Annotated in this window: 22 protein-coding genes and 1 pseudogene; 18 read left to right on the top strand and 5 right to left on the bottom strand. The window is 64.3% G+C overall.

From position 1 onward, the window contains the following. Window positions 1-7: 7 nt before the first annotated feature. A complete protein-coding gene (locus CS1BSM3_RS04655) occupies window positions 8-1933 on the bottom strand; it encodes an ABC transporter ATP-binding protein/permease (RefSeq protein ID WP_072385829.1) in 1926 nt (641 codons plus the stop codon). A gap of 113 nt (window positions 1934-2046) precedes the next feature. Further along, the gene (locus CS1BSM3_RS04650; RefSeq protein ID WP_072385828.1) at window positions 2047-3267 is read right to left on the bottom strand and encodes an MFS transporter; all 1221 of its coding nucleotides are present in this window, start codon (window positions 3265-3267) and stop codon (window positions 2047-2049) included. A gap of 532 nt (window positions 3268-3799) precedes the next feature. On the opposite strand from CS1BSM3_RS04650, the gene CS1BSM3_RS04645 reads away from it, so the two are divergent. Both CS1BSM3_RS04645 and CS1BSM3_RS04640 read left to right on the top strand, forming a co-directional pair. Continuing rightward, entirely contained in the window at window positions 3800-4237 is a 438-nt protein-coding gene (locus CS1BSM3_RS04645; RefSeq protein WP_072385827.1) for a MaoC family dehydratase, read from the top strand. Between the two features lie 162 nt (window positions 4238-4399). Continuing rightward, window positions 4400-5356: a bifunctional riboflavin kinase/FAD synthetase gene (locus CS1BSM3_RS04640; protein ID WP_072385826.1), complete on the top strand. Its 957-nt coding sequence runs from the start codon at window positions 4400-4402 to the stop codon at window positions 5354-5356. 61 nt (window positions 5357-5417) lie between these two features. Here CS1BSM3_RS04640 and CS1BSM3_RS04635 read toward each other — a convergent pair whose 3' ends face one another. Next, window positions 5418-6038 carry a PAS domain-containing protein gene (locus tag CS1BSM3_RS04635; protein WP_072385825.1) on the bottom strand — a complete coding sequence of 207 codons (621 nt, stop codon included), beginning with the start codon at window positions 6036-6038 and terminating at the stop codon, window positions 5418-5420. A gap of 234 nt (window positions 6039-6272) precedes the next feature. Between CS1BSM3_RS04635 and CS1BSM3_RS04630 the strand changes: the two genes are divergently transcribed. Both CS1BSM3_RS04630 and CS1BSM3_RS04625 read left to right on the top strand, forming a co-directional pair. Beyond that, window positions 6273-6983, top strand: coding sequence for a rhomboid family intramembrane serine protease (locus CS1BSM3_RS04630; RefSeq protein WP_072385824.1), 711 nt, complete (start codon window positions 6273-6275; stop codon window positions 6981-6983). A gap of 164 nt (window positions 6984-7147) precedes the next feature. After that, entirely contained in the window at window positions 7148-7927 is a 780-nt protein-coding gene (locus CS1BSM3_RS04625; protein WP_072385823.1) for a DUF2076 domain-containing protein, read from the top strand. Window positions 7928-8008: 81 nt separating this feature from the next. Here CS1BSM3_RS04625 and CS1BSM3_RS04620 read toward each other — a convergent pair whose 3' ends face one another. Beyond that, window positions 8009-8344 (bottom strand): YkgJ family cysteine cluster protein, encoded by a 336-nt coding sequence (locus CS1BSM3_RS04620; RefSeq protein WP_072386681.1) that lies wholly within the window; start codon window positions 8342-8344, stop codon window positions 8009-8011. Window positions 8345-8496: 152 nt separating this feature from the next. On the opposite strand from CS1BSM3_RS04620, the gene CS1BSM3_RS04615 reads away from it, so the two are divergent. After that, the gene (locus tag CS1BSM3_RS04615) at window positions 8497-8862 is read left to right on the top strand and encodes a response regulator (RefSeq protein WP_072385822.1); all 366 of its coding nucleotides are present in this window, start codon (window positions 8497-8499) and stop codon (window positions 8860-8862) included. A 6-nt stretch (window positions 8863-8868) separates the two neighbouring features. On the opposite strand, the gene speB is transcribed toward CS1BSM3_RS04615, so the two are convergent. Next, window positions 8869-9921, bottom strand: coding sequence for an agmatinase (gene speB, locus CS1BSM3_RS04610; protein WP_072385821.1), 1053 nt, complete (start codon window positions 9919-9921; stop codon window positions 8869-8871). A gap of 189 nt (window positions 9922-10110) precedes the next feature. On the opposite strand from speB, the gene CS1BSM3_RS04605 reads away from it, so the two are divergent. The 13 genes and pseudogenes from CS1BSM3_RS04605 to ccoP all read left to right on the top strand — a co-directional run bounded on the left by CS1BSM3_RS04605 (window position 10111) and on the right by ccoP (window position 23901). Further along, window positions 10111-11406 (top strand): O-acetylhomoserine aminocarboxypropyltransferase, encoded by a 1296-nt coding sequence (locus CS1BSM3_RS04605; RefSeq protein ID WP_072385820.1) that lies wholly within the window; start codon window positions 10111-10113, stop codon window positions 11404-11406. A gap of 41 nt (window positions 11407-11447) precedes the next feature. After that, on the top strand, window positions 11448-11849 hold the full coding sequence (locus CS1BSM3_RS04600; RefSeq protein ID WP_072385819.1) for a VOC family protein: 402 nt from the start codon (window positions 11448-11450) through the stop codon (window positions 11847-11849). 516 nt (window positions 11850-12365) lie between these two features. Next, window positions 12366-12746 (top strand): annotated as a pseudogene (locus CS1BSM3_RS28520) (septal ring lytic transglycosylase RlpA family protein); the annotation flags it as partial. A 208-nt stretch (window positions 12747-12954) separates the two neighbouring features. Further along, the gene (locus CS1BSM3_RS04590) at window positions 12955-13359 is read left to right on the top strand and encodes a PTS sugar transporter subunit IIA (protein WP_072385817.1); all 405 of its coding nucleotides are present in this window, start codon (window positions 12955-12957) and stop codon (window positions 13357-13359) included. A 35-nt stretch (window positions 13360-13394) separates the two neighbouring features. After that, complete coding sequence (locus CS1BSM3_RS04585; RefSeq protein ID WP_072385816.1) at window positions 13395-13679, top strand: HPr family phosphocarrier protein; 285 nt, start codon at window positions 13395-13397, stop codon at window positions 13677-13679. Window positions 13680-14460: 781 nt separating this feature from the next. Continuing rightward, window positions 14461-16407 carry a PrkA family serine protein kinase gene (locus CS1BSM3_RS04580; protein ID WP_072385815.1) on the top strand — a complete coding sequence of 649 codons (1947 nt, stop codon included), beginning with the start codon at window positions 14461-14463 and terminating at the stop codon, window positions 16405-16407. Between the two features lie 104 nt (window positions 16408-16511). Further along, window positions 16512-17789, top strand: coding sequence for a YeaH/YhbH family protein (locus tag CS1BSM3_RS04575; RefSeq protein WP_072385814.1), 1278 nt, complete (start codon window positions 16512-16514; stop codon window positions 17787-17789). Between the two features lie 17 nt (window positions 17790-17806). Next, the gene (locus tag CS1BSM3_RS04570; RefSeq protein WP_072386680.1) at window positions 17807-19357 is read left to right on the top strand and encodes a SpoVR family protein; all 1551 of its coding nucleotides are present in this window, start codon (window positions 17807-17809) and stop codon (window positions 19355-19357) included. Between the two features lie 34 nt (window positions 19358-19391). Beyond that, window positions 19392-20072, top strand: a complete 681-nt coding sequence (locus CS1BSM3_RS04565) for an HAD family hydrolase (RefSeq protein ID WP_072385813.1) — start codon at window positions 19392-19394, stop codon at window positions 20070-20072. Window positions 20073-20245: 173 nt separating this feature from the next. Continuing rightward, window positions 20246-21919, top strand: a complete 1674-nt coding sequence (ccoN, locus tag CS1BSM3_RS04560) for a cytochrome-c oxidase, cbb3-type subunit I (protein ID WP_083528253.1) — start codon at window positions 20246-20248, stop codon at window positions 21917-21919. A 14-nt stretch (window positions 21920-21933) separates the two neighbouring features. Next, a complete protein-coding gene (ccoO, locus tag CS1BSM3_RS04555; RefSeq protein ID WP_072385812.1) occupies window positions 21934-22662 on the top strand; it encodes a cytochrome-c oxidase, cbb3-type subunit II in 729 nt (242 codons plus the stop codon). Window positions 22663-22837: 175 nt separating this feature from the next. Then, window positions 22838-23035, top strand: a complete 198-nt coding sequence (locus CS1BSM3_RS04550; RefSeq protein ID WP_072385811.1) for a cbb3-type cytochrome c oxidase subunit 3 — start codon at window positions 22838-22840, stop codon at window positions 23033-23035. After that, window positions 23032-23901, top strand: a complete 870-nt coding sequence (gene ccoP, locus CS1BSM3_RS04545; RefSeq protein ID WP_072385810.1) for a cytochrome-c oxidase, cbb3-type subunit III — start codon at window positions 23032-23034, stop codon at window positions 23899-23901. The genes CS1BSM3_RS04550 and ccoP overlap by 4 nt, the downstream gene beginning before the upstream one ends. The last annotated feature ends 9 nt before the right edge of the window (window positions 23902-23910 follow it).

The raw sequence follows: 23910 nt of genomic DNA, 5'->3' as shown, positions 1-23910 counted from the left end.
ACATCCCTCACGCAGCCTTTCGCCGGAAGAGCCACTTGGTGAGCGACCGCTTCGGACGGCGGTCGCGCAAGACGTCATCGCGTACGAGACGTGCGCCCTCGCGGCGGCGGGCGAGCGTGAGTTTGCGTGTATGGAAGGCCTCGAGCTCGGGCCGGTGGCCGACGCTGACGATAGTCGTGTTCGGTGAGCGATCGACGAGCAACGCCATCAGCTCGTCCTGACTGTTCGGATCGAGTGCGGCCGTGGCTTCATCGAGCACGACGATGTCCGGGCTGTGCAGCAGGATACGTGCAATGGCGAGCCGCTGCTTCTCGCCGCCGGAGAGCGTCTGGTCCCACGGGCCTTCCTCGGCAATCTTCTCGACGAGATGGGCGAGGCCCACGGTCTCGAGGGCTTCGGCAACTTCCGCGTCGGTCTTGCTGTCGGGGCCCTCGGGATAGGTCGCGGCGCGCTTGAGGCTGCCGACGGGCACATAGGGGCGTTGCGGCAGCAGGAAGAGCGAGGCGCCCTCTTTGACCTCGACCGAGCCGCCGCCCCAGGGCCAGAGGCCGGCAAGCGCGCGCACGAGCGTGCTCTTGCCGGTGCCGGACTCCCCCGCGATCAGCACGCGCTCGCCGGGCATGATCTCGACCTCGGTCTCGTCGAGGATGGCCGTGCCGTCGTCGAGCGCGACCGAGAGATCGTTGAGCCTGAGCGCTGCGTCCTTGCCCTCGTTGCTGATCGCGATGCGGCCGACCTGGTCGCCCTTCTCCGCGCGCTCCAGCGTATCGAGCGAGGCCATGAGCGAGCCGACGCGTACGGCCGAGGCCGTCCAGTCCGCAAGGCGGGGGTAGTTGTCGACCACCCAGTTGAAGGCAGCCTGCACGATCGTGAACGCCGATGCCGCCTGCATGATCTGGCCGAGCGACATGGAGCCATCGAGGAATTTCGGCGCGCAGAGGATGATGGGGAGGACGGGGGCGATGAACGATGATGTTTGCGAAACCGCCGTCGTCTTCATGGTCTGGATGGCGACGCGCCGCCACGCGGCGAGGACGTTCGAGAGCGATTTCTGAAGGCCCGCGCGCTCCTCCTCCTCGCCGCGAATGAGGGCGATGCTTTCGCCATTTTCACGTACGCGCGTGAGGACGTAGCGGAACTCGGCCTCGTTCTGGTTCTTGGCCTCGGAGGCCTGCACGAAACGGCTGCCGATCAGCACCATCGCGCCGCTGGCGATGACGGCATAGAGCACGGCCGCAATGACGAGAAAGCCCGGCACCACGAGCGGAATACCAATGATCGACAGATCGAGCGCGCCGCCGATCGTCCACAGCACCACGATGAACGTCACGGCCGATAGAAAGGCCTGCAGGACGCCACTCACGAAGTCGATCGGTGCTTCCGTCGCGATGCGCATGTCCTCCGACATGCGCGCTTCTGGGTTCTTGTGGTCGCCGGTGACGAGATTGAGCTGATAGTACCGGCCGTGGTCGAGCCAGCGCGCGACGAGGCGCGTCGTGAGCCACCGCCGCCAGGCTCTTTGCAATGCGGTGCGCAGTTGGACTTGGAGAATGCTGAAGGCAACGCTGACGGCGAGTATGACGACGTAGATGAGCGCGAGCTTGCCGACGACGGGCGCATTGCGCTTTTCCAGCGCGTCGAATATCTCGCGGTTCCAGACGTTCATGGCGTAGGCCGCGCCGACGATGGCCAGAATGATGGCGAGCAATCCGGCAGTCAGCAGCCACGCACGCGCGGACCCGCGCTCCGTCCAGAAGCGACGTGCGGTATGCAGGAAGCGCCAGAGCAGCAGGCGGCGCCTCTCGCTTTCGCTGAGCTCTTCGAGCGCCTCCCCTTCTTCAGGGATATCTTCCTCCACCACGGGAGGGGCGTCGGGAGGCTGCGCGTCGCCCTCGCGCGCGGCGGCCGGCCGCGCGTCCTTCTCGTCGCTCATAGCATCAATCCAAGACAGAGACGTGGGCGCAGCCGCGATACTGCGGGGCCAGCCGGCCTCGGGAACGCCAGCGCCGAACGAAAAGTTCCGACTTCGAGGTGCTGCCCGCGGCGCTATTCGGCCGGGTTCGGTGCCGTGACCGCTTCCCGGCGCCGGCGCATGGCGAGCCAGATGGTGGCTCCGACGACGGTTGCCATGAGTGGGATCGCTGCGAGGTTCAGCACGGTCCAGCCTGCGCGCTGCTGGAGGAAACCGGCGAGCGCGGCAGCCGTTGCCGTCGTCGCGTAGACCGTGAAGTCGTGGCTCGCCTGGACCTTGGCGCGCTCGGCTGGCTCATAGGTTTGCGTCAGCAGGGCGGAGCCGCCGACGAACGTGAAGTTCCAACCAAGGCCGACGAACAGGTTGGCAATGAGGAAGTTCCAGAAGTCGACGCCGGAGAGATTGACGAGCGCGCACGCGAGTTGAATCAGCGCGCCGGAAGCGATGATCGGAAGCGCTCCGAAGCGCTGTATGAGCGTGCCCGTGAAGAACGACGGCAGGAACATCGCGACGATGTGGACCTGGATGACCGTCGCGCTGTCGGAGAAGCCATAGCCGCAGGCCAGCATGGCGAGCGGCGTCGCCGACATGACGAGCGTCATGACGCCATAGCCGAGCATCGAGGAGCAGAGCGCGACGCGGTACGTCGGCTGGGCTGCGATGACGCGCAGCGACCGGCCACCGGAGGCGCGCTCGCTCGCACTCAGCGTCGGAATGCGCAGGAACTGCACGACCATCATGCTGACGAGACTGACCAGCGAGATCGTGACGTAGACGCCCTTGAAGGTGATGGGCGCGAACCAGTCGACGGACCACTTGGCAAGCTGCGGCCCGGCGAAGCCCGCGATCACACCGCCGAGCATGACGTAGGAGATCGCGCGCGCCTTGAAGTCCACGGGCGAGCTGTCGGCGGCGGCGAAGCGGTAGTACCAGGCAAAGGAGGCCGAGAGGCCCTGCAGCACTGCCGCAACGCAGAGCCACTCGAAGCTGCGCACCGTGATCGCGTAGGCGGCAACCAGACCGAATATGAAACCGATCATCGTGCCGAGCGTGAAGCCCATGCGCCGGCCGATGCGGTCCATGAGCAGCGATGCCGGGATCGTTCCCAGCATGATGCCGGCGTGCGTCGCGAAGATCGGCAATGTCGCGAGCGACTTGTCGGCGCCGAGAAGGGAGTGGGCCGCGAGCGGCGTCGTCGCGATGCCCATGGCCTGCACGGACATGAACAGGCCCTGGGAAAGCGCAAGCAGACTGACGTTGCGCCAAACGTTCAGCATTGTACCAGTGGCAGTCATCGGCTGCGTCAGCTCCCGGCTAAAGCGTCGGACCTCGAATGCGACCCACGGTTCGGGTCGGGCTCAAAGTCGCATTCGAGGTCCAAAGACGCTTTAGGATCAATGGTTCCAAAGCAACTTTGGATTTGAAATTCGCTCCCTGCCCGGCATCGAGGTGAGGCGAATTTCAAGTCCGTTGCTTTAGGACGCGCTCAAGGCCCTGAGATCATTTTCCTGAGCTCCGGGGGGCGCGACGCGCCACGGGCGGACCATCTGCGAATCGCTTCGCGCCGTCCAGCACTACAACTCGATCGGTCCGTCTGGCAGGCGCGAACAGGGTGCATGGCTCCCGGCGTTCCGGGCTTTGGTCGCCAAGGGCAGAAATGGTCGATCTGGCCCGGACTTGGAAACCAAAGCTCAGTTCATTGGTGCGATGCGGTGCCATACGCAACTTTCGTTGTTGCATCGCATTATGACGGGACCTAGTGTTGCGCCGCGCCAGCCGCCGACCCGAAGGGGCAGCGCGGAGGACGCTTACTGGGGGAGCAGGATCATGACAATTATGACGCGGAAGTCCTACTACTTCGAGGACCTCGAACCTGGCATGGAAGCGAGCTTCGCCAAGACGGTCATAGAAACCGACATCATCGGCTTTGCCGAGGTCACTGGCGACAAGAACCCGGTTCACCTCGACACGGACTTCGCCGCTCGCACGATGTTCAAGGAGCGCATCGCGCACGGCATGCTGACGGCGAGCTATATCTCAGCCGTCTTCGGTATGGAGCTGCCGGGCCCGGGCGTGATCTACATTTCCCAGACGCTGAACTTCAAGGCGCCGGTGAGGATCGGCGATGAGGTCGTCGCCAAGGTCAAGGTCGCCGAGCTGTTCCCCGCCAAGCGTCGCGCGCGCTTCGACTGCGTGTGCACGGTCGACGGAAAGACCGTGCTCGACGGCGAGGCCATTCTGATGGTGCCCGCGCGCCCGGCTTGATGCCGTCGCAGATGATCGAGAAATTCGCTCCGTACCGTGCCGCGAGATGTGGCGAATTTCTCTCGATCATCACACTAGGCGGCTGTTTCTTTCCTCCCCCTTCTATGTTGCTTGGAGGGGGCACAGTAAGGTTCGGCGGCAAAGGATCGAGCAGCCAGTCCCATGGACGTCTTCCAGGGCTATGATCATGTCCCGCCCGGTGCGCGTGGCGCATCGGTCGCGATCGGTAACTTCGATGGAGTCCACAAGGGCCATCAGGCGCTGATCGCACGCGTGCGGGCGGAAGCAGCGCGCCTCGGCATTCGTGCCGGCGCCGTGGTGTTCGAGCCGCATCCGCGCGAGTTCTTCCAGCCGGCGCGGCCGCTCTTTACGCTGACGCCGCTGCCGCAGAAGTTGAAGCTCCTCGAGATCTACGGTGTCGAGATCACGTTCGTGCTGCCGTTCGCGCACGAGCTCGCGCAGATGTCGTCGGAGGAATTCGTCGAGCGCGTGCTGGTCGCGGGGCTCGGGGTCGCGCACATCGTCATTGGCTACGACTTCCTCTTCGGCAAGGGCCGCGCCGGTAATGCCCAGCAGCTTGTGGAGCTCGGCAAGGCCTTCGGCTTTGGCGTGTCCGTCGTGCCGCCGATCGGCAGCGGTGGCGAAGTGTATTCATCGAGTGCGGTGCGCGCCGAGCTGGCGCAGGGTGATGTCGAAGGAGCTGCGGAGATGCTGGGCCACCGCTGGAAGGTCGAGGGCATCGTGCAGGGTGGTGCGCGGCGCGGGACTGGGCTCGGCTATCCCACGGCCAATATCGCGCTTGGGCGCGGCGCGGCGCTCGCCCACGGCATCTATGCGGTCCACGTGGACTTCGAGGGGCAGCGCTACCAGGGTGCGGCCTACCTCGGTACGCGCCCGACGTTCGATGACGGTTCGCCGGTGCTCGAGGTCTTCCTGTTCGACTTCGACGGCGATCTTTACGGACGGCGCATCGAGGTCGAGTTCGTCGAGTTCCTGCGCGGCGATCGCAAGTTCGACAGCCTCGATGCCCTGAAGGCGCAGATGGACGTCGACTGCGCGCGGGCGAGCGAGGTGCTCACGGCCGATGCCAAGGCTGCTGCAGATCGCGGTGGACGCTGAACTAGTACCTCGCGCGTTTACTTTTGGACGTGATCCTTGCTGTCCCGGAATGTGACGCTGTTTACCGCCCGCCCTCGTAGACGCGGAACAGACGCCGCCGGCTTCGCACGAGGCGCGAGCGCGTGAAGTCGTACTTGAAGGGGCTCGGAGGTGGTGGCGCCATGCGCTCGGCTACGGCGTGCGGGCGGCCGTCGGGCCAGATGATGTCGCTCGCGACGATCCGCCCGGGTTTGAGCGGCTCGGTGCCGAGCCAGGGCTCGTGGTTACGGGTCGATAGAGCGCCGAGGAGGCGGGTGATGCGGTCCTCGGTATGGATCAGCGGAAGAACTAGGGTTTCGAAAAGTGCTTTGCGCCCGCTCGCCGTCGACATCTCGGCTGTGATGACCCCGACGGCGCCCTGCCCGGTAATGGATGCAAGAAATGGCTTGAGATCTGCGTGTTCTGAACCATCGAAAAGATCGGAGAACTCCCGTCCGCGCAAATCGAAGCCGAGCTTCTCGGTGACGCGTGTACCCGCGAGGCGAAAGCGGTGTCCTTCGCCTTCTTCGCACTCGACGACGAAGGTTTCGGGTAGGATGGCTGCGAAGCGCGCCGGCTCGATCTCGAAGCGGCGTGGCGCCATGCGTCGGCCACGAATTTCGTTCCAGTACTTGTAGAGGATCTGGCTTGTCGTATGCTGCATTCCTGGTCCCCGACCGGGTGGAGTTCCCTCCATTGACGCGTGTACAGGCGCCCAACGGGTCGCGGAGACCGGCCCAAAGTAGGACAGGCGCGCCACATGGTGCTTGCACGACACTCGATCAGCAGCTTTCGTGCCAGTTAACGATCGTGCCGATTTGTGGCCTTCCATCCGCCGGGTTGCGGGTGGCCGCATCATGCACTACCTGCAGAGCGATATCAGAGCTGGGGCCACTCCTTGACCCGTGAACCGATCCTGAACGTGCCGGCTGCCGTCGTTGCCGCGCTTGCCGTGTTAATGATTGTGCACGTCGGCATGGCGCGTCTCACCGACGTCGACGACGAGCACCTGGTCTGGGTGCTGGCGTTCATTCCGGCACGCTACGTCGGCCTTGCGGGCGAGCTTCCGGGCGGCCCCCTCGCGTCCTGGACATCATTCCTGACGCATCAGCTCGTTCACGGAGACCTGACGCACCTGTTGATCAACAGTGCGTGGCTGCTGGTGTTCGGGAGCGCGGTGGCACGACGCGTCGGCACGACCCGCTTTTTCCTGTTTGCCGCCGTCTGCGGGATTGCCGGCGCGCTTGCCTTCATGGTCGTGCGATGGGGTGAGGTCGTGCCCATGGTGGGCGCATCGGGGGCGATCTCGGGACTGATGGCGGCCGGCTTCCGCCTGCTGCTGCCGACGATCGATAACGGCGATTTCCATGAGATGCGTGAGTCGCCGCGCACGGTCCGTCTCGCCACGGTCGGCGAATGCTTTCAAAGCCGGCGCATGCTGTTCGCCATCATCGCGTTCGTCGTGGTGAACTTCCTCGTTGCGTTCGCGGCGCCTGTTTTGACCGATGCCGCCGGCATTGCCTGGGAAGCCCACCTCGGCGGCTTTGCTGCCGGGCTGCTGCTACTTGGGGTCTTCGATCTGCGCCAGCCGGCAGACGCGATAACTTAACCTGAAGAACGCGAGCGTGGCTGTCACCATCTGTTCTGCGCTTGTTCGCGTGCACGCCTCCCAACATTAAATTTTTGCGAGAAAGGCGCGCGGCCTTGTGCGCGCCCCTGCCGCTTACGACATTAAACGCGCGTCATCGACGTAAAGGGAGCGGAGAATCTCAGATGGCATTAACCCCAGACGAGCGGCACGCAATCAATGATCTGTTCGCGCGCCTTCAGGCCAATGGTCCAGCCGACAAGGACCCCGAGGCCGACGCGTTGATCAACCAGCTCATGCGGAGAACACCTGACAGCGCCTACATCCTGGTGCAGACCACGCTCATTCAAGAGGCTCATATTGGGGATCTGGAAGGCCGGATCAACGAGCTCGAGGAGCAGCTCGCCAACGCTTCTCGCCCGGCATCGAGCGGCGGCGGCTTCCTCAGTGGCCGGCGCGGCACCGCACCCCCGCAGCGCGACGACTATGCCGACGATCGCCGCTACGCGGATGACCGCCGGTATGGCGACGACCGCGGCAGCGGCATTCCGCCGATCGGCTCGCGCAGCGGCCCAAGTGCGTACGACTCATCGCCCGAGCCGGCGCGTGGTCCATCGTGGAGCAGCGGGCGTCCGCAGTCTCCGCCTCCCGGTCCCGGCCCTGGTACGCCTCCGCCGCAGGCACAGTCGGGCGGTGGTGGCGGCTTCTTCCGCACGGCGGCAGCCATGGCAGCCGGCGTTGCGGGTGGTACGCTTCTCGCCAACAGCCTCGGCGGCATGTTCGGCGGCCCGAAGAGCGGAGAGGCACACGCCGGGCAGAGCGGCAGCGGCTCCACGCCCAATGAGGTGAGTCATCAGGACTCCTCGAACAACGATCCCGGCAACTACGATACCGACTACCACGATGCCGGCGCCGACGATGGTGACGGCGACTGGGGTGGCGGCTCGGACGATATCGATATCTGACCGACCTCTATAGTCAGTGCGTGCCGATAGCAGATGCCGCCCCGGGGGCCTCCTCGGGGCGGATTGTTTTCCGGCACCGCTTCAGGCGATGGGCGGCAGGTTTCGTGCGGTCCTGGCCATTGTACAGGCATCATCGCCGGGCAGGCAGTCGCGACACACGATGGGACGCACGGCATAGATCGTGCAGCTCACCGCACTATTGATGGTGCCGGCGAGCGCTGCGCAGCGTTCGCCGTCGCAGCGCATTCCCGACCCGTCAGCGGCGATCATTGCCAGTGGTATTCGGGCGATCTCGTCATCGCTCTCGAGCGTGAAGCGCGGCCATTCGTGCGAATGCGCGCAGCAGGCGCCGCACGACTGGCAGAGCCCGCTGTCGCCGGCCGTGTCTCTGGTGTTCTGCTGCTCTGTGTCCGTCATGCCGGCGGCCTGTCTTCCGAGCGGAATGCAATCCAAGTCTCAGGAAATTCTTAACGCTTGTTTCGCACACTCGCGCCGCGTCCGATCGGATGTGGCCCTTTCTTCAATTGCAGCCTGGCGCCGCGGTGTGGCGCTCCAATTGGATCGTGTGCATGAAACAGTGTCTCATCGTCGAGGACTCCGAGGTCATCCGCAAGGTCGCCAGCCGTATCATGACCAACCTCAACTTCGAGGTGATCGAGGCGGAGAACGGCCAGCAGGCGCTCGATATCTGCGATTCCGGGATGCCGGACATGATCCTGCTCGACTGGCAGATGCCGGTCATGGGGGGCATGGAGTTCCTTCAGTCCTTCCGGCCGCTCAACAAGAAGAAGCGGCCGTTCATCCTCTACTGCGCCACCGAGAACGACAAGGTCGAGCTCTCGCGCGCGATCACCGCGGGCGCCAACGACTACGTGCTCAAGCCCTACGATCGCGAGTCGCTCTACGCGCGTATCGCCGAGGCTGGGCTCGGCTAGAGGTACTCAGGCGCCGCGTGCCGTCCCGCGCAGCGCCACGAGGCATAGCAACTCGAAGAGCATCTGCGCCCCGGCTTGCGCCGTCGTGGTGTTGGCATCGTACTGCGGCGCCACTTCGACCACATCACCGCCGACGATATCGATGCCCGCGAGCCCGCGCAGGATGGCCAGGGCTTCGCGCGGCATGAGACCGCCGACCTCCGGCGTGCCGGTGCCTGGCGCAAAGGCCGGATCGAGACTGTCGATGTCGAAGCTCACATAGGTCGGTCCGCTGCCGACGACCTCCCGCGCCCTCGCGATGACCGTGGCGAGCCCCATTTCGCCCACCTCTTCGGCATGAATGACGGTCATGCCGCTCTCGAAGGAGAACTCCCAGAGATATTCCGCGCCGCCGCGAATGCCGATCTGGATCACGCGCTCGGGATCGAGCACACCTTCGAGCACGGCGAGGCGAAAGGGCCCGCCATGATGAAACTTGGCGCCCTCGTACTCGCCGGCCGTATCGCAGTGCGCATCGATGTGGACCATGCCGAGTGGCCGCTCGCGGCCGAGCGCCTTGAGGATCGGCAGCGTGATCGAGTGATCGCCGCCGACCGAGAGGGGGATCACGCCGGCCCGCGCAATCTCGTTGTAGAAGGCCTCGATATCGGCGTGGCATTCATCGAGGCTGAAGCGGCTCTTCATGGGCACATCGCCGACGTCCGCGACTTCGAGCTCGCCCATGGGCGCAACGCGCAGCACATGCTCATAGGGGCCGATCCGCTCCACGCCGCGCACCGCGCGGGGCCCGAGGCGCGCACCCGCGCGGTTTGTCACGCCGAGGTCCATGGGAACGCCGATGAGGGCCACATCGAGCCCGGCGAAACCTGTCACGGCCGCATCGGGCGCAAAGCGCGCACCGAGCAGCGTCGCCGGATCGGCGAACGGCCATTTGCGACGGTCGGGCGCCGAGAAGACGCGTGCGGCAACCTCGGCAAAGGCGGGGTCCAGGACGTTACCGCCCTTGGCGCCTGCGTACTTGGCCCTCAATGCCGCGAGCTTGTCCTTGTCCATGCGCAAGGTCCCCGTAGTGTCAGCTTTCCGATCGAAGATAGCCGAGCCGTGTCGCGCGCCCAACTGCACCGCGCGAGGGCCATATTGCGCGCAGCGAAATGCTTGCCACGACTTCGCCATTGACGCCACGGGCGCCGATCAGCTTGTAGTGGGATGAAACGCCGGTAGGCCAACCGAATATTAGGGAGAGATCTGATGACGGATGCGACCAAGGGCCCGGGCTTTGCGACGCTGGCGGTCCACGCCGGGGCGGCGCCCGACCCATCGACGGGGGCCCGCGTCACGCCGATCTACCAGACGACCTCGTTCGTCTTCAATGACGCCGAGCACGCTGCCGCTCTTTTCGGCCTCCAGGCGTTTGGCAACATCTACACGCGCATCATGAACCCGACGCAGGCCGTTCTCGAGCAGCGCGTTGCTGCTCTCGAAGGGGGCACCGCGGCGCTCGCCGTGGCCTCCGGCCATGCCGCGCAGTTCCTCGTCTTCCACACGCTGCTCGAGCCGGGCGACGAGTTCGTTGCTGGCCGCCAGCTCTACGGCGGCTCGATCAACCAGTTCAACCACTCCTTCAAGAAGTTCAACTGGAACGTCATCTGGGCGGATTCGACCGATCCCGCGAGCTTCGAGAAGGCGATTACGCCGAAGACCAAGGCGCTGTTCGTCGAGAGCATCGCCAATCCGGGCGGCATCATCATCGACCTGCCGGCTATCGGTGCCATCGCGAAGAAGCACAACATCCCGCTCATCGTCGACAACACGCTCGCGACGCCATACCTGGTCAAGCCCAAGGACCATGGCGCCGACATTATCGTGCATTCGGCAACGAAGTTCCTCGGCGGCCACGGCAACTCGATCGGCGGCCTCATCGTCGACAGCGGTACGTACGACTGGCTCAAGGCGGGCGATCGGTATCCGACGCTCACCGCGCCGAACGCGAGCTACAACGGCATGGTGCTCGCCGAGACCTTCGGGAATTTCGCCTTTGCCATCGCCGCGCGCGTCATGGGGCTGCGCGATCTCGGACCGGCCATCTCGCCGTTCAATGCCTTCCTGATCAACACGGGCATCGAGACGCTGCCGCTGCGCATGCGCCAGCACAATGCCAATACGCAGGCCGCTGCCGAGTATCTCGCGAAGCATCCCAAGGTCGCATGGGTCAACTACGCGGGCCTGCCCGAGAACAAGTTCCATGCCCTCCAGAAGAAGATCTCGCCGAACGGCGCCGGCGCGGTCTTCACGTTCGGGCTCAAGGGCGGCTATGAGGCGGGTGTCAAATTCGTCGGTGCGCTCGAGCTCTTCTCGCATCTCGCCAACATCGGCGATGTGCGCAGCCTCGTTATTCATCCGGCCTCCACGACGCACAGCCAGCTCACGCCCGAGCAGCGCGCGGCCGCTGGTGCCGGCGATGACGTGGTGCGCCTCTCCGTCGGCATCGAGGACGAGGCGGACATCATCGCCGATATCGAGAAGGCCCTTGCGGCGATCGGGTGAGGCAGGTCCCGGCACGACGGGCGCAAGATCGAGGAGTTGTGATGGACCCGCTGCTTCCCATTCGCAGCCTCGACTACACCGTCATCTTTGCGCGTCAGATGGCCGAGATGCGGGCGTTCTACGGGACGACAATGGGCTTTCCCCTTCACAAGGAATTGTCCCCGCGATGGGTCGAGTACCGGATTGGTTCGAGCATTCTCGCCCTGACCGAGCGAGGAGGTCGCTTCGACGATCCGGCACCACCCATCGGCGCGCTTTCGCTGCAGCTTGCGTTTCGAGTTGCGCCCCATGAAGTGGATTTGTGCGCCGCGACGCTTGCCGAGCGCGGCGTCGCGATCGTCTCGCCGCCGACAGATCAGGCCTTCGGCCATCGCACGCTGTTCTTCCGCGACCCGGACGGCAACGTGCTCGAGATTTACGCCGAGATCTTCCCTCGCTCTTAGGACGCGACGGTAGCGTCGCGCTCGGGGCGTCCCGTGATGATCGGTGTGGTACACATCTGAGCATAAGCTTGCGCAGAGTGCGCGAATCATCGAGCGTCCGCAGCTCGCTGGCCGGCATGTCGCCGGCTGGTTTCGAGTCGATGGAGTTCCATGCGCTTAATGAGCATGGCTGGTAACGCGGCCCGCATGATGAGCGGGCGGATGCGAGGCGGGCCCAGGATCGCGCTGGTGCTCGGCGCTGCTCTCATGCTCGGCGCCTGCGCGCGCGACGAGCCGCCCACTGCAAATTGGCAGACCAGCACAGAGCCGGCCACTGCGCCGCTCGTCACCATGCCTGCGCCATCCCTGGCGCCGGAGACGCCGATCGCGCCCTCCATGCAGGTCCTGCCTCCGCAGGGCCCTCAAGCGCCTGGCGAGCGCGGACCGTGCCTGACGAAGTGGGGCTCCCCCCGCCTCGATGCGCCGTCCGAATGCGCCGCCAGGGGGCCGCGCGCCTCCCGCGTCCTGCCGGAGCGTGGCGCCTACAAGATCGGGCGGCCGTACACTGTCGCGGGCCGCACCTACACGCCGGCCGAGGATCCTGACTATGAGGAGGTGGGCACTGCCTCGTGGTACGGCCCCCGCTTCCACGGCGGCGTGACCGCCAACGGCGAAACCTACGACATGCACCGTCTATCGGCGGCGCACCGCACGCTTCCCATGCCGTCCTATGCCTACGTGCACAATTCGGTAAATGGGCGGACGATCATGGTGCGTATCAACAACCGAGGACCCTTCAAGGGGGATAGGATTATCGACCTGTCCAAGGAGGCCGCCCGCCTGCTCGATTTCAAGGGCCAGGGCCTAGCCACCGTCCGCGTCACCTATGCGGGGCGGGCGCCGCTCGACGGCAGCGACCATGCCGAGCGCGCTTTCCTGGAACGCCAGCCCTGGTACCGCCAGGCGGCCTCGCTCGGCGAGTGATGGCAGCGCGGCGTTCTCGTTAAGTCCAGAGCATTTATGACCAATATGTAACCTCGGGCGTGTCCGGTTTTGCTTGCGCGCCCTCCTAGCCTTTGCCAATCATGTGCCGCACGTCGGGGGTGATAGGAGGCGGAAGCGAGCGATGATCGGTCTGGTCATCATTACGCACGCAGGACTGGCGACTGAATTCAAGGCGGCACTCGAGCATGTCGTCGGGCCGCAGGAGCAGCTCGAAACGCTGTCGATCGGTCCCGATGACGACATCGAGCGACGACGCCAGCAGCTCATAGAGGCCGTGCAGCGCGCCGACAGCGGCAAGGGCGTCGTCGTGCTCACGGACATGTTCGGCGGCACGCCGTCGAACCTCGCCATCTCGGTCATGGAGGCGACGGGCGCCGAAGTGATTGCCGGCGTCAATTTGCCGATGCTGATCAAGCTCGCCGGTGTTCGCAAGGATCGCCCGCTCGTAGAGGCGGTGGATCTGGCAAAAGAAGCCGGTCGGAAGTACATTTCCGTGGCCAGTCAGGTTCTTTCCGGGACAACCTGACGTGCCCTCGCCACCTCCGCGATGAGCCAGTCGACTTGACCGAAGCCGAGACCCACCGCGCGGACGTGACGATCCGCAACAAGAAGGGCCTGCACGCGCGGGCCTCTGCCAAATTCGTCAAGTGCGCCGAGGGCTTCTCTGCGCATATTTGCGTGTCCCGTGACGGCCAGGCCGTAGGTGGCACCTCGATTATGGGGCTGCTGACGCTTGCTGCCAGCCAGGGGACGACGATCACGATCATGGCCGAGGGCGATGATGCGCGAGATGCGCTCATTGCGCTCGTAGCACTCGTCAGGGACGGCTTCGGCGAGGAGACGTGAGCGCGGCTGCATGACGCCGCCGCGCGTTTCTCTCGGCAGGCCACCGGCTTAGCAGCGCGAGCTGGCGTGGCGCGGCGTGCTGGGTGAAGTTCGGGTGCGGCAGACTGCCGATGTGCGGAACGAACTGGCGATCCGCACCGTTGAACCGACGTCGTCGCCATTTTCGCAGGCAAATGCAGGGCAATGCGGCAGCGTGTCTTGAAACTGCCGCGTCTGTCACCTTCTGGACACATAGGACTTGAAAGCAAAGGCGCTGTTGGAAACAGCGGTCCAGGCCCGTCGAATCGGGCACGATCCACATTACGAATTTGCAACTGGCATAATGCGTACGCGGTATGCAATTTGTTGAGTTGAATACTGCGGAATGTCGGCTGAACCGGCGATCGTTTTGGAAACGCGATCGAACTGCAGCGGATGCTGATTTTCGGACCTGATCAGCCACGCGATTGTCTTTGTTCCATTTTCTTCGAGTAGCGTTGGAGCGCTCTGATGGGCGCCAGGGCGGGCGTGAGGGGCCGCGGCATAGACGACACTTGTATCGTTGCTGCGATGCGGTATCGTTATGTTGCAATGCGATATGAAAATGTGGCGGGGAGGTGCGGTTGAATAGCCGCACAGGCCAACGAAATACTAAAGGCAAAGACGAGCAAGCGTCCACGTGACGGTAAAATGGCTCATACTTCGCCTTGGCGATGAAATGCCCGATCTGAGTGACGCGTTTGGAAGCGACGGATCACAGGCCGGGTACCCGTTGGGCTCTAAAACACCGTAGGGCAGAGCAATGGCGACGCGCAGTGAGATCTTCGACCTCTACGCTCAGAGCTACGACCGCCAGAAGCAGGTCGTAATGCCGCTGAAGGACTACCTCGAGGGCTGCCGCAAGGATCCTTCGATGTACGCCACGGCAGCCGAGCGGATGCTCAAAGCCATTGGCGAGCCGACCATGGTCAACACGGCGGACGACGCGCGCCTGGGCCGAATCTTCATGAACCGGACGATCAAGATCTATCCGGCCTTCAAGGATTTCTACGGTCTCGAGGACACGATCGAGCGCATCGTCGGCTACTTCCGTCACGCCGCGCAGGGTCTCGAGGAGAGGAAGCAGATCCTCTACCTGCTCGGGCCCGTCGGTGGCGGCAAGTCCTCGCTCGCCGAACGCCTCAAGGATCTCATGGAGGCGTGCCCGATCTACGTGCTGAAGGCCGGCAACGAGATCAGTCCGATCTTCGAGAGCCCGCTCGGTCTCTTCAATCCCGAGACCATGGGCCCGCATCTCGAGGAGAAGTACGGCATTCCCGTGCGCGTGCTCGGCGGCTTCATCTCGCCGTGGGCCGTGAAGCGCCTCGATGAGTTCGGTGGTGACATCTCCAAGTTCACCGTCGTCAAACTCTACCCCTCGAAGCTGCGCCAGATCTGCGTCGCCAAGACCGAGCCCGGCGACGAGAACAACCAGGACATCTCGGCGCTCGTCGGCAAGGTCGATATCCGCAAGCTCGAGCACTTCGGCCAGAACGACGCCGATGCCTACTCCTATTCGGGCGGCCTCAATCGCACGTCACAGGGCCTCCTCGAGTTCGTCGAGATGTTCAAGGCGCCGCTGAAGATGCTACACCCGCTGCTCACGGCGACGCAGGACCGTACCTACGTCGGCACCGAGAACGTCGGCGCCATGCCGTACCAGGGCATCATCATCGCCCACTCCAACGAGAGCGAGTGGCAGAGCTTCCGTGCAAACCGCACCAACGAAGCCTTCCTCGACCGTATCTGCGTGATCAAGGTGCCGTACTGCCTGCGCGTGACCGAGGAGAAGAAGATCTACGACAAGCTGCTGCGGGCGAGCGAGCTCGCCGAGTCGCCCTGCGCGCCCGGCACGCTTGAGATGCTCGCGCAGTTCTCGGTCCTGAGCCGCCTCAAGGAGCACGAGAACTCGCAGCTCTTCTCCAAGATGCGCGTCTACGACGGCGAGAACCTCAAGGATACCGACCCGCACGCGCGCACCATGCAGGAGTATCGCGATGCGGCAGGCGTCACCGAGGGCATGGACGGCGCTTCGACGCGCTTTGCCTACAAGATCCTCTCGGAGACCTTCAACTTCGACAGCCACGAGATCAGCGCCGATCCGGTGCACCTGATGTACGTTCTCGAGCAGTCCATCAAGCGCGAGCAGATGCCGGAGGACACCGAGGCGCGCTACCTCGAGTTCATCAAGGAAGATCTCTCGCCGCGCTATGCGGAGTTCATCGGCAACGAAATCCAGAAGGCCTATCTCGAGTCCTACAACGACTACGGGCAGAACCTGTTCGACCGCTACGTCGCTTATGCCGACGCCTGGATCGAGGATCACGACTTCAAGGATCCCGACACGGGCCAGCTCATGAGCCGCGAGCTGCTCGACCAGGAGCTCTCGAAGATCGAGAAGCCGGCCGGCATCGCCAATCCGAAGGACTTCCGCTACGAGGTCGTGAAGTTCTCGCTCCGGGCGCGGGCGCGCAACGGTGGCAAGAACCCGGATTGGACGAGCTACGAGAAGATCCGCGACGTCATCGAGCGGCGCATGTTCAGCCAGGTCGAGGATCTGCTCCCGGTCATCAGCTTCGGCGCCAAGAAGGACAGCGACGCCGAGAAGAAGCACCACGAGTTCGTCGACCGCATGGTCGCGCGCGGTTACACGCCGCGTCAGGTCCGCCGGCTCGTCGAATGGTACATGCGCGTGAAGAAGTCGAGCTGACCCGCTCGTGTCCCGATTTCGAAGTTCGCCAGACGTCGGTGCTGATGTCCCGAGCGAGCTTCGGAATCAGAAGGGGCACTAGGGCTGGGCTGTGGGGGCCGTGAATGAACATTATTGATCGTCGGCTCAACCCCAAGTCCAAGAGCCTTGGCAACCGGCAGCGCTTCGTTCGCCGGGCCAAGGCCGACATTCGCGAGGCGGTCAAGGACGCGCTCAAGAAGCGCAAGGTGTCCGAGGTCGAGGGCTCCGAGAAGATCTCGATCCGCTCGAAGAGCGTGCGCGAGCCCTCGTTCTCGCACAGCCGCGACACCGGCACGCGCGACATGGTCCTGCCGGGCAACAAGGACTACAAGGTCGGCGATCTCATCCCGAAGCCGCAGGGTGGCGGCGGAGGCGGTGGCGGCGGTCAGGCGAGTGCCGACGGCGAGGGGCAGGACGATTTCGTCTTCACGCTCACCAAGGACGAGTTCCTCGACCTCTTCTTCGAGGATCTGAAGCTTCCCAACCTGATCAAGACACGCCTCAAGGACTTGAAGTCGCCGGTGCCGCAGCGCGCGGGCTACACGACCGACGGACCGCCGGCGAAGCTCAATCGCGTGCGCACCATGCGCCGCTCGCTCGCGCGGCGCATTGCCTTGAGGCGCCCCAAGGACACGGATGTGCTCCAGCTCGAGCGCGCGCTTGCCGAGGCCGAGACGGACGAGCCGCGTGATGAGAACCGGATCGCCGAGCTGCGCGCGCGTCTCGACAGGATGCTGCGTCTGCGGCGCACGATCGCCTACGTCGATCCGATCGATCTCCAGTACAACCGTACGGAGCGCGTGCCGAGGCCGGCAACACAGGCCGTCATGTTCTGCCTGATGGACGCCTCAGCCTCCATGACCGAGCCGCTGAAGGACCTCGCCAAGCGGTTCTTCATGCTGCTCCACCTCTTCCTGTCGCGCCACTATCGCGAGGTGGACGTGGTCTTCGTCCGCCACACGAGCACGGCCAGCGAGGTCGATGAGGAGACATTCTTCCGCGGCGTCGAGACCGGCGGCACGGTGATCTCGACGGCGCTCGAGGAAATGGACCGCATCGTGCGCGACCGCTACTCGCCAGAGGACTGGAACATCTACGCCGCGCAGGCTTCGGACGGCGACAACATCCCCGACGACATGGGGCGCTGCCTCGACCTCGTCGAGAACCACCTGCTGCCCGCGTGCCAGTATTTTGCCTATATCGAGGTCAGTGAGCAGATCGGCTTCGGTGACACGATCGTGTGGGACGGCTACAAGGAGATTGCGGAGCGCAACAAGCACTTCGCGATGCGCCGCGTGACGAGCCCGGCCGAGATCTTCCCGGTCTTCCACGAGCTGTTCTCTGCCTCTGCAGGCTCCTGAGGAAGCCGCCCATGATCATGACGGACATCTTCAAGCCCGCGGTCAAGGCAGAGAAGCCGCTCTTCGATGGGCCGGACTGGAACTTCGACCTCATTCGCGACGTCTATGACGCCATTGCCGAGGTCGGCCTCGGCGAGATGGGGCTCGACATCTACCGGAACCAGATCGAGGTCATCACGGCCGAGCAGATGCTCGATGCCTATTCCTCGATCGGCATGCCGGTCATGTACCGCCACTGGTCGTTCGGCAAGCGCTTTGCCCACGACGAGATGTACTATCGCAAGGGCGCGCGCTCGCTCGCCTTCGAGATCGTCATCAACTCCGATCCCTGCATCAACTACATCATGGAGGAGAACTCCATGACGATGCAGTGCCTCGTGCTCGCGCACGCGGCCATGGGCCACAATCACTTCTTCAAGAACAACTACCTCTTCAAGCAGTGGACGCAGGCCGACGCGATCCTCGAGTACCTCGCCTTCGCGAAGAAGTTCGTCGCCGATTGCGAGGAGCGTTTCGGCGTCTCGGCTGTCGAGGCCGTGATCGATGCCGCGCACGCGCTGATGAACCAAGGCGTGAGCCGTAATGCCGCCCCCCGCCGCCGCTTCGATCCGGCCAAGGCGCGCCAGCGCGAGATCAAGCGGCGCGAGTACGAGATCGAGATCTACAACGAGCTGTGGCGCACGCTGCCGCAGTCCAAGCCCGAGGCCAAGGCCGAGGAAGTCGTCATCGATCCGACGCCGCCGATCGTGCCCGAGGAGAACCTTCTCTACTTCCTCGAGAAGTACTCGCCCAAGCTGCCGGCCTGGAAGCGCGAGATCCTGCGCATCGTGCGCGTGCTGTCGACCTACTTCTATCCGCAGCGCCAGACCAAGGTGATGAACGAGGGGTGCGCGACCTTCGTGCACTACGAGATCATGAACCGGCTCTACGAGAAGGGGCTCGTCACCGACGGCTCCATGCTCGAGTTCATGCACATGCACTCGGCGGTGGTCTACCAGCCGGGCTTCTCGGACCGCGGCTTCGGTGGTTTCAATCCTTATGCGCTGGGCTTCGCCATGATGCGCGACATCAAGCGCATCTGCCTCGATCCGACGGACGAGGACCGCAAGTGGTTCCCCGACTTCGCCGGCAACGGCCAGCCCATGGAGACACTGAAGGATGCCTGGGCGAACTTCCGCGACGAGAGCTTCATCCACCAGTTCCTGAGCCCGAAGGTCATCCGCGACTTCCGCCTCTTCCACATCCGCAACAAGTCCGAGGATCATGCGGTGCGCGTCGAAGCCATCCACGACGAGATGGGCTACCGCGATGTTCGCCGCCTGCTTGCGCGCCAGTACGACGTCTCGCAGCAGGACCCCGACATCCAGGTGACGGATGCGGATCTGTCGGGAAGCCGGCGCCTCGTGCTCACGCACTTCGTGCGTGACGGCATCCTGCTCGACAAGGACGAGTGCGACCGCACGCTCATGCACGTGGCGCGGCTCTGGGGCTTCCGCGTGCGCCTCGTCGAGGTGGACAACATGACCGGCGCGAAGCTCCGCGAGCACGAGACGCTGCCGCTGCCTTAAACATTCATCCCAATGCATTTACGGAGGCCGCGCCGTGGGCCGCCTGCGCGTCGTGTTCGATCTTGACGATACGCTCTATCCCGAGCGCCAGTTCGCGCTGTGCGGATTTCGGGCGTGCGGCGACTGGGCCAGGGCCGAGTTCGGCGTCGAGGGCGTTGCCGACGAGATGACGCGGCTCCTCGATGCGGGAATGCTCGGCAAGCTCTTCAAGGCAGTGCTCGAGACGCACATCCCCGCGCACGGCCCGGAGCACCTCAACCTGCTCAGGGAAGTCTATCGGGGCGCGGCGGCCGAGCTGACCTTGTTCGACGATGGCGCATGGGCGCTCGACCACTACGGGAGCAAAGGGCCCCTTGGGCTCATTACGGACGGCACGCAGTCCGTGCAGCGCAAGAAGGTCGGCGCCCTCGCGCTCGAGCCGCGTTTCCACGAGATCGTCTATACCGATGCCCTCGGCGCTGATCGCGCCTACTTCAAGCCGCATCCCATGGCCTTCGAGCGCGTGGCGGCAGCCATCGGCGCGTCCGGCGATCGTTTCGTCTACGTGGGCGACAATCCCGCCAAGGATTTCATCGCGCCCAACGCGCTCGGCTGGACGACCGTGCAGGTCGTGCGCGACGGCGGCATCCATGACGCGACCAAGCAGATCGACGGCGGCGCCCCGCAGCATCAGATCACCTCGCTGACCGCGCTCCCGACCATACTCGGCATTTGAGATATCAGCGAAATTCGCCGCGCGTGCGACCGCGCGTCGCCACCTGTTCGTCTCCAGCCTTGACCTGGATCAACTCCTCCGACCTCCCCGCTTTCTAATGTCCGATGCGTTTGGCCGTTCCTGCCTCAGTGGGTGCGGCGGCCGGTGGCTCGGGCATCCGGGGGAAATCTACGATGGCGGATACAAGAGAGGGCCTGGAGGCGTTCGGCGACGTGCTGGCGGTGATCGCCGCCGCGTTGTTCGCGCTCGTCGGCGGGATCTGGTTCTTTGGGTCGAACGACCCGGCCATGTCATTCCATGGCTTGCTCATGATGCTGGCGTCGGCGGCTGCCGGCATCTACGTCATGACGGTCGCCTTCCGCGAGAAGGCGGCGATTGCGATCGGCAACTACGAGCCGCCGGAGGGGTACTTCGACGGGCCGATCAAGGTGACGGTTGTCGCCGCGGTCATCTGGGGCATTGCCGGATTTCTCGTCGGCGTTCTCCTGGCGCTCCAGCTCGCCTATCCGGCCCTCAACTTCGATCTTCCCTGGATCAGCTTCGGCCGTCTCCGCCCGCTCCACACGAGCGCGGTGATCTTCGCCTTCGGCGGCAACGTGCTCATCGGCACGTCCTTCTACGTCGTCCAGCGCACGTGCCACGCGCGCCTCGCCGGGCGCTGGTCGCCCTGGTTCGTCGTGTGGGGCTACCAGCTCTTCATCGCCATTGCCGGCACAGGCTACCTGCTCGGCATCACGCAGGCCAAGGAGTACGCCGAGCCCGAGTGGTACGCCGATCTCTTCCTGACGATCGTCTGGGTTACGTACCTGCTCGTGTTCCTCGGTACGATCTGGCGCCGCAAGGAGCCCCACATCTACGTCGCGAACTGGTTCTATCTCGCCTTCATCGTGACGATCGCGATGCTGCACCTCGTGAACAACGCCGCACTGCCGGTGAGCTTCACGAGCCCCTCGAGCGTCATTCTCTGGTCGGGCGTGCAGGATGCCATGACGCAGTGGTGGTACGGCCACAACGCGGTCGGCTTCTTCCTGACGGCCGGTTTCCTCGGCATCATGTACTACTTCATCCCGAAGCGCGTGGAGCGGCCGGTCTATTCCTACCGCCTCTCGATCGTGCACTTCTGGACGCTCATCTTCATCTACATCTGGGCGGGCCCGCACCACCTCCACTACACGGCGCTGCCTGACTGGGCACAGACGCTCGGCATGACCTTCTCGATCATGCTCTGGATGCCCTCCTGGGGCGGCATGATCAACGGCCTCATGACGCTCTCCGGCGCCTGGGACAAGCTCAGAACCGATGCCGTCGTGCGCCTGCTCGTCGTCTCCGTCGCCTTCTACGGCATGTCGACGTTCGAAGGCCCGCTCATGAGCATCAAGGCGGTGAACTCGCTCTCGCACTACACGGACTGGACGATCGGCCACGTGCACTCGGGCGCGCTCGGCTGGGTGGCCATGGTCTCATTCGGTGCCATCTACTGCCTCGTGCCGTGGCTGTGGAACCGCAAGGGCCTCTACTCCATGCGGCTCGTCGAGTGGCACTTCTGGATCTCGACGCTCGGCATCCTGCTCTACATCACGGCGATGTGGGTATCCGGCATCACGCAGGGTCTGATGTGGCGCGCTTACGACAGCCTCGGCTTCCTCCAGTACTCCTTCATCGAGACCGTCGAAGCCATGCATCCCTACTACGTGATCCGCGCGATCGGCGGCATCCTGTTCCTGAGTGGCGCGCTGATCATGGCCTACAACGTCTGGCGCACGATCCGCGGCGATGAGCCTGTCGACATCGCCGAACAGCCGCGCGTCGCCGCCGCGCCCGGCCTCCGTCTTCAGCCGGCCGAGTGAGGGGGACCGCATCAATGAAGCACGAAGTCTTCGAGAAGAACTCGATCATCCTCCTGGTCGGCATTCTCATCGTGGTGTCGATCGGCGGTCTCTTCCAGATTGCGCCGCTCTTCTGGGTCGACAGCACGATCGAGAAAGTGCAGGGCATGCGCCCCTACACGCCGCTCGAGCAGGCCGGACGCGACGTCTATGTCCGCGAGGGTTGCTACAACTGCCACAGCCAGATGGTGCGCACGCTCCGCGACGAGGTCGAGCGCTACGGCCACTACAGCCTCGCCGCCGAGAGCATGTACGACCATCCCTTCCAGTGGGGCTCGAAGCGCACGGGGCCGGATCTCGCGCGCGTCGGCGGCAAGTACTCGGATCAATGGCACGTCGAGCACATGAACAATCCGCGCGCCGTCGTCCCCGAGAGCATAATGCCGAGCTATCCCTGGCTGCTGACGCGCCGTCTCGACCCGGAGACTGTCGAGGCGCGCCTCAAGACGCTGCGCAAGGTCGGCGTGCCCTACAGCGATGAGATGATCGCGAACGTGCGCACCGATCTCGCAGCGCAGATCAATCCCGACAGTCGCCCGGCGCGTGACCTGCTGAAGCGCTATCCCAAGGCGCGCGTCGCCAAGTTCGATGGCCAGCAGGGTGTGCCGCCGACCGAGATGGACGCGCTCGTTGCCTACCTTCAGATCCTCGGCCAGCTCGTCGACTTCGCGACGTTCGACGCTGCCGGGCCCAACCTGCGGTAGTGTGATGATCGAGAAATTCGCCACACATCGCGGTTCGGGATCGAGCGAATTTCTCGATCTGAATCACACTACCAAGTTCACGGCTCTGGTGTCCCTTTTGATTCCGAAGTTCGCACGGGACACCAGCCGAGACGCATTGCGAACTTCGGAATCGGGACACTAGGGAGGTGATGACATGACGTACGACATCGTCGCCACCATCAGCCAGGTGGTTTCGCTTCTCATGTTCGTCGGATTGTTTACCGGCATCGTCGTCTACGCGCTCTGGCCATCCAATGGTCCGCGCTTCGATGCGGCGCAGCGCTGCGCCCTCGATCTCGACGACAATCACGATGCCAAGCGGGGGCACAATGCCAAGCGGGGGCGGGAATGAGCGACAAGCGCGAGATTGACGAGGTTACCGGCGTCGAGACGACCGGCCACACCTGGGACGGCATCAAGGAGCTGAACAAGCCTCTGCCGAAGTGGTGGCTGATGACGTTCTATGCCTCGATCGTGTGGGCCATCGGCTACATGATCGTCTATCCGGCATGGCCGACGCTCAACGGCTACACGAAGGGCATCTGGGGCTACAGCCAGCGCGCGACGGTGTCGGAGGAGCTGCAGGGCGCCAAGGCCGCGCAGGCGACGTTCCGCGCAGCACTCGAGAAGACGCCGCTCGCCGAGGTCAAGAACAATCCCGATCTCCTGCGCTTCGCCATGGTCGGTGGCGCCTCGGCCTTCGCGACGAACTGCGCGCCGTGTCACGGCCGCGGTGCGCAGGGCTTTGCCGGCTATCCGAACCTCAATGACGACGCCTGGATCTGGGGCGGCTCGCTTGCGGATATCGAGAAGACGATCCTCTACGGCATCCGCAGCGCGCACAATGAGACGCGCCGCAGTGACATGCCCAAGTTCGGAACGGACGGCATGCTGACGCCGGACCAGATCAATGACGCCGCCGAGTTCGTTCTCTCGCTCAGCAAGCGGGCGACCGATCAGGCCGCCGTCGCGCGCGGTGCCAAGACGTTCGCGGATCAGTGCGCCTCGTGCCATGGTCCCGAGGGTAAGGGCAATCCCGAGCTCGGCGCACCCAACCTCACGGCCGACATCTGGCTCTATGGCGGCAAGAAGACGGACATCGTGCAGTCGATCGTCACCGGTCGTGGCGGCGCCATGCCGGCCTGGGATGGTCGTCTCGATCCTGTTACGCTGAAGTCGCTGGCGATCTACGTGCACAGCCTCGGCGGCGGCAAGTAACGGAGGCGG

The sequence above is a fragment of the Hyphomicrobium sp. CS1BSMeth3 genome (assembly GCF_900117415.1).
In the GTDB taxonomy this organism is placed as follows: Bacteria; Pseudomonadota; Alphaproteobacteria; order Rhizobiales; family Hyphomicrobiaceae.
This window is presented reverse-complemented; position numbering and strand designations above follow the sequence as displayed.

Bases quoted from the DNA above. Each gene is read 5' to 3' on its own strand.
- CS1BSM3_RS04655 (WP_072385829.1), bottom strand. From the start codon at position 1,933: ATGAGCGACGAGAAGGACGCGCGGCCGGCCGCCGCGCGCGAGGGCGAC.
- CS1BSM3_RS04650 (WP_072385828.1), bottom strand. From the start codon at position 3,267: ATGACTGCCACTGGTACAATGCTGAACGTTTGGCGCAACGTCAGTCTG.
- CS1BSM3_RS04645 (WP_072385827.1), top strand. From the start codon at position 3,800: ATGACAATTATGACGCGGAAGTCCTACTACTTCGAGGACCTCGAACCT.
- CS1BSM3_RS04640 (WP_072385826.1), top strand. From the start codon at position 4,400: ATGGACGTCTTCCAGGGCTATGATCATGTCCCGCCCGGTGCGCGTGGC.
- CS1BSM3_RS04635 (WP_072385825.1), bottom strand. From the start codon at position 6,038: ATGCAGCATACGACAAGCCAGATCCTCTACAAGTACTGGAACGAAATT.
- CS1BSM3_RS04625 (WP_072385823.1), top strand. From the start codon at position 7,148: ATGGCATTAACCCCAGACGAGCGGCACGCAATCAATGATCTGTTCGCG.
- CS1BSM3_RS04620 (WP_072386681.1), bottom strand. From the start codon at position 8,344: ATGACGGACACAGAGCAGCAGAACACCAGAGACACGGCCGGCGACAGC.
- CS1BSM3_RS04615 (WP_072385822.1), top strand. From the start codon at position 8,497: ATGAAACAGTGTCTCATCGTCGAGGACTCCGAGGTCATCCGCAAGGTC.
- CS1BSM3_RS04605 (WP_072385820.1), top strand. From the start codon at position 10,111: ATGACGGATGCGACCAAGGGCCCGGGCTTTGCGACGCTGGCGGTCCAC.
- CS1BSM3_RS04600 (WP_072385819.1), top strand. From the start codon at position 11,448: ATGGACCCGCTGCTTCCCATTCGCAGCCTCGACTACACCGTCATCTTT.
- CS1BSM3_RS04590 (WP_072385817.1), top strand. From the start codon at position 12,955: ATGATCGGTCTGGTCATCATTACGCACGCAGGACTGGCGACTGAATTC.
- CS1BSM3_RS04580 (WP_072385815.1), top strand. From the start codon at position 14,461: ATGGCGACGCGCAGTGAGATCTTCGACCTCTACGCTCAGAGCTACGAC.
- CS1BSM3_RS04575 (WP_072385814.1), top strand. From the start codon at position 16,512: ATGAACATTATTGATCGTCGGCTCAACCCCAAGTCCAAGAGCCTTGGC.
- CS1BSM3_RS04570 (WP_072386680.1), top strand. From the start codon at position 17,807: ATGACGGACATCTTCAAGCCCGCGGTCAAGGCAGAGAAGCCGCTCTTC.
- ccoN (WP_083528253.1), top strand. From the start codon at position 20,246: ATGGCGGATACAAGAGAGGGCCTGGAGGCGTTCGGCGACGTGCTGGCG.
- ccoO (WP_072385812.1), top strand. From the start codon at position 21,934: ATGAAGCACGAAGTCTTCGAGAAGAACTCGATCATCCTCCTGGTCGGC.
- CS1BSM3_RS04550 (WP_072385811.1), top strand. From the start codon at position 22,838: ATGACGTACGACATCGTCGCCACCATCAGCCAGGTGGTTTCGCTTCTC.
- ccoP (WP_072385810.1), top strand. From the start codon at position 23,032: ATGAGCGACAAGCGCGAGATTGACGAGGTTACCGGCGTCGAGACGACC.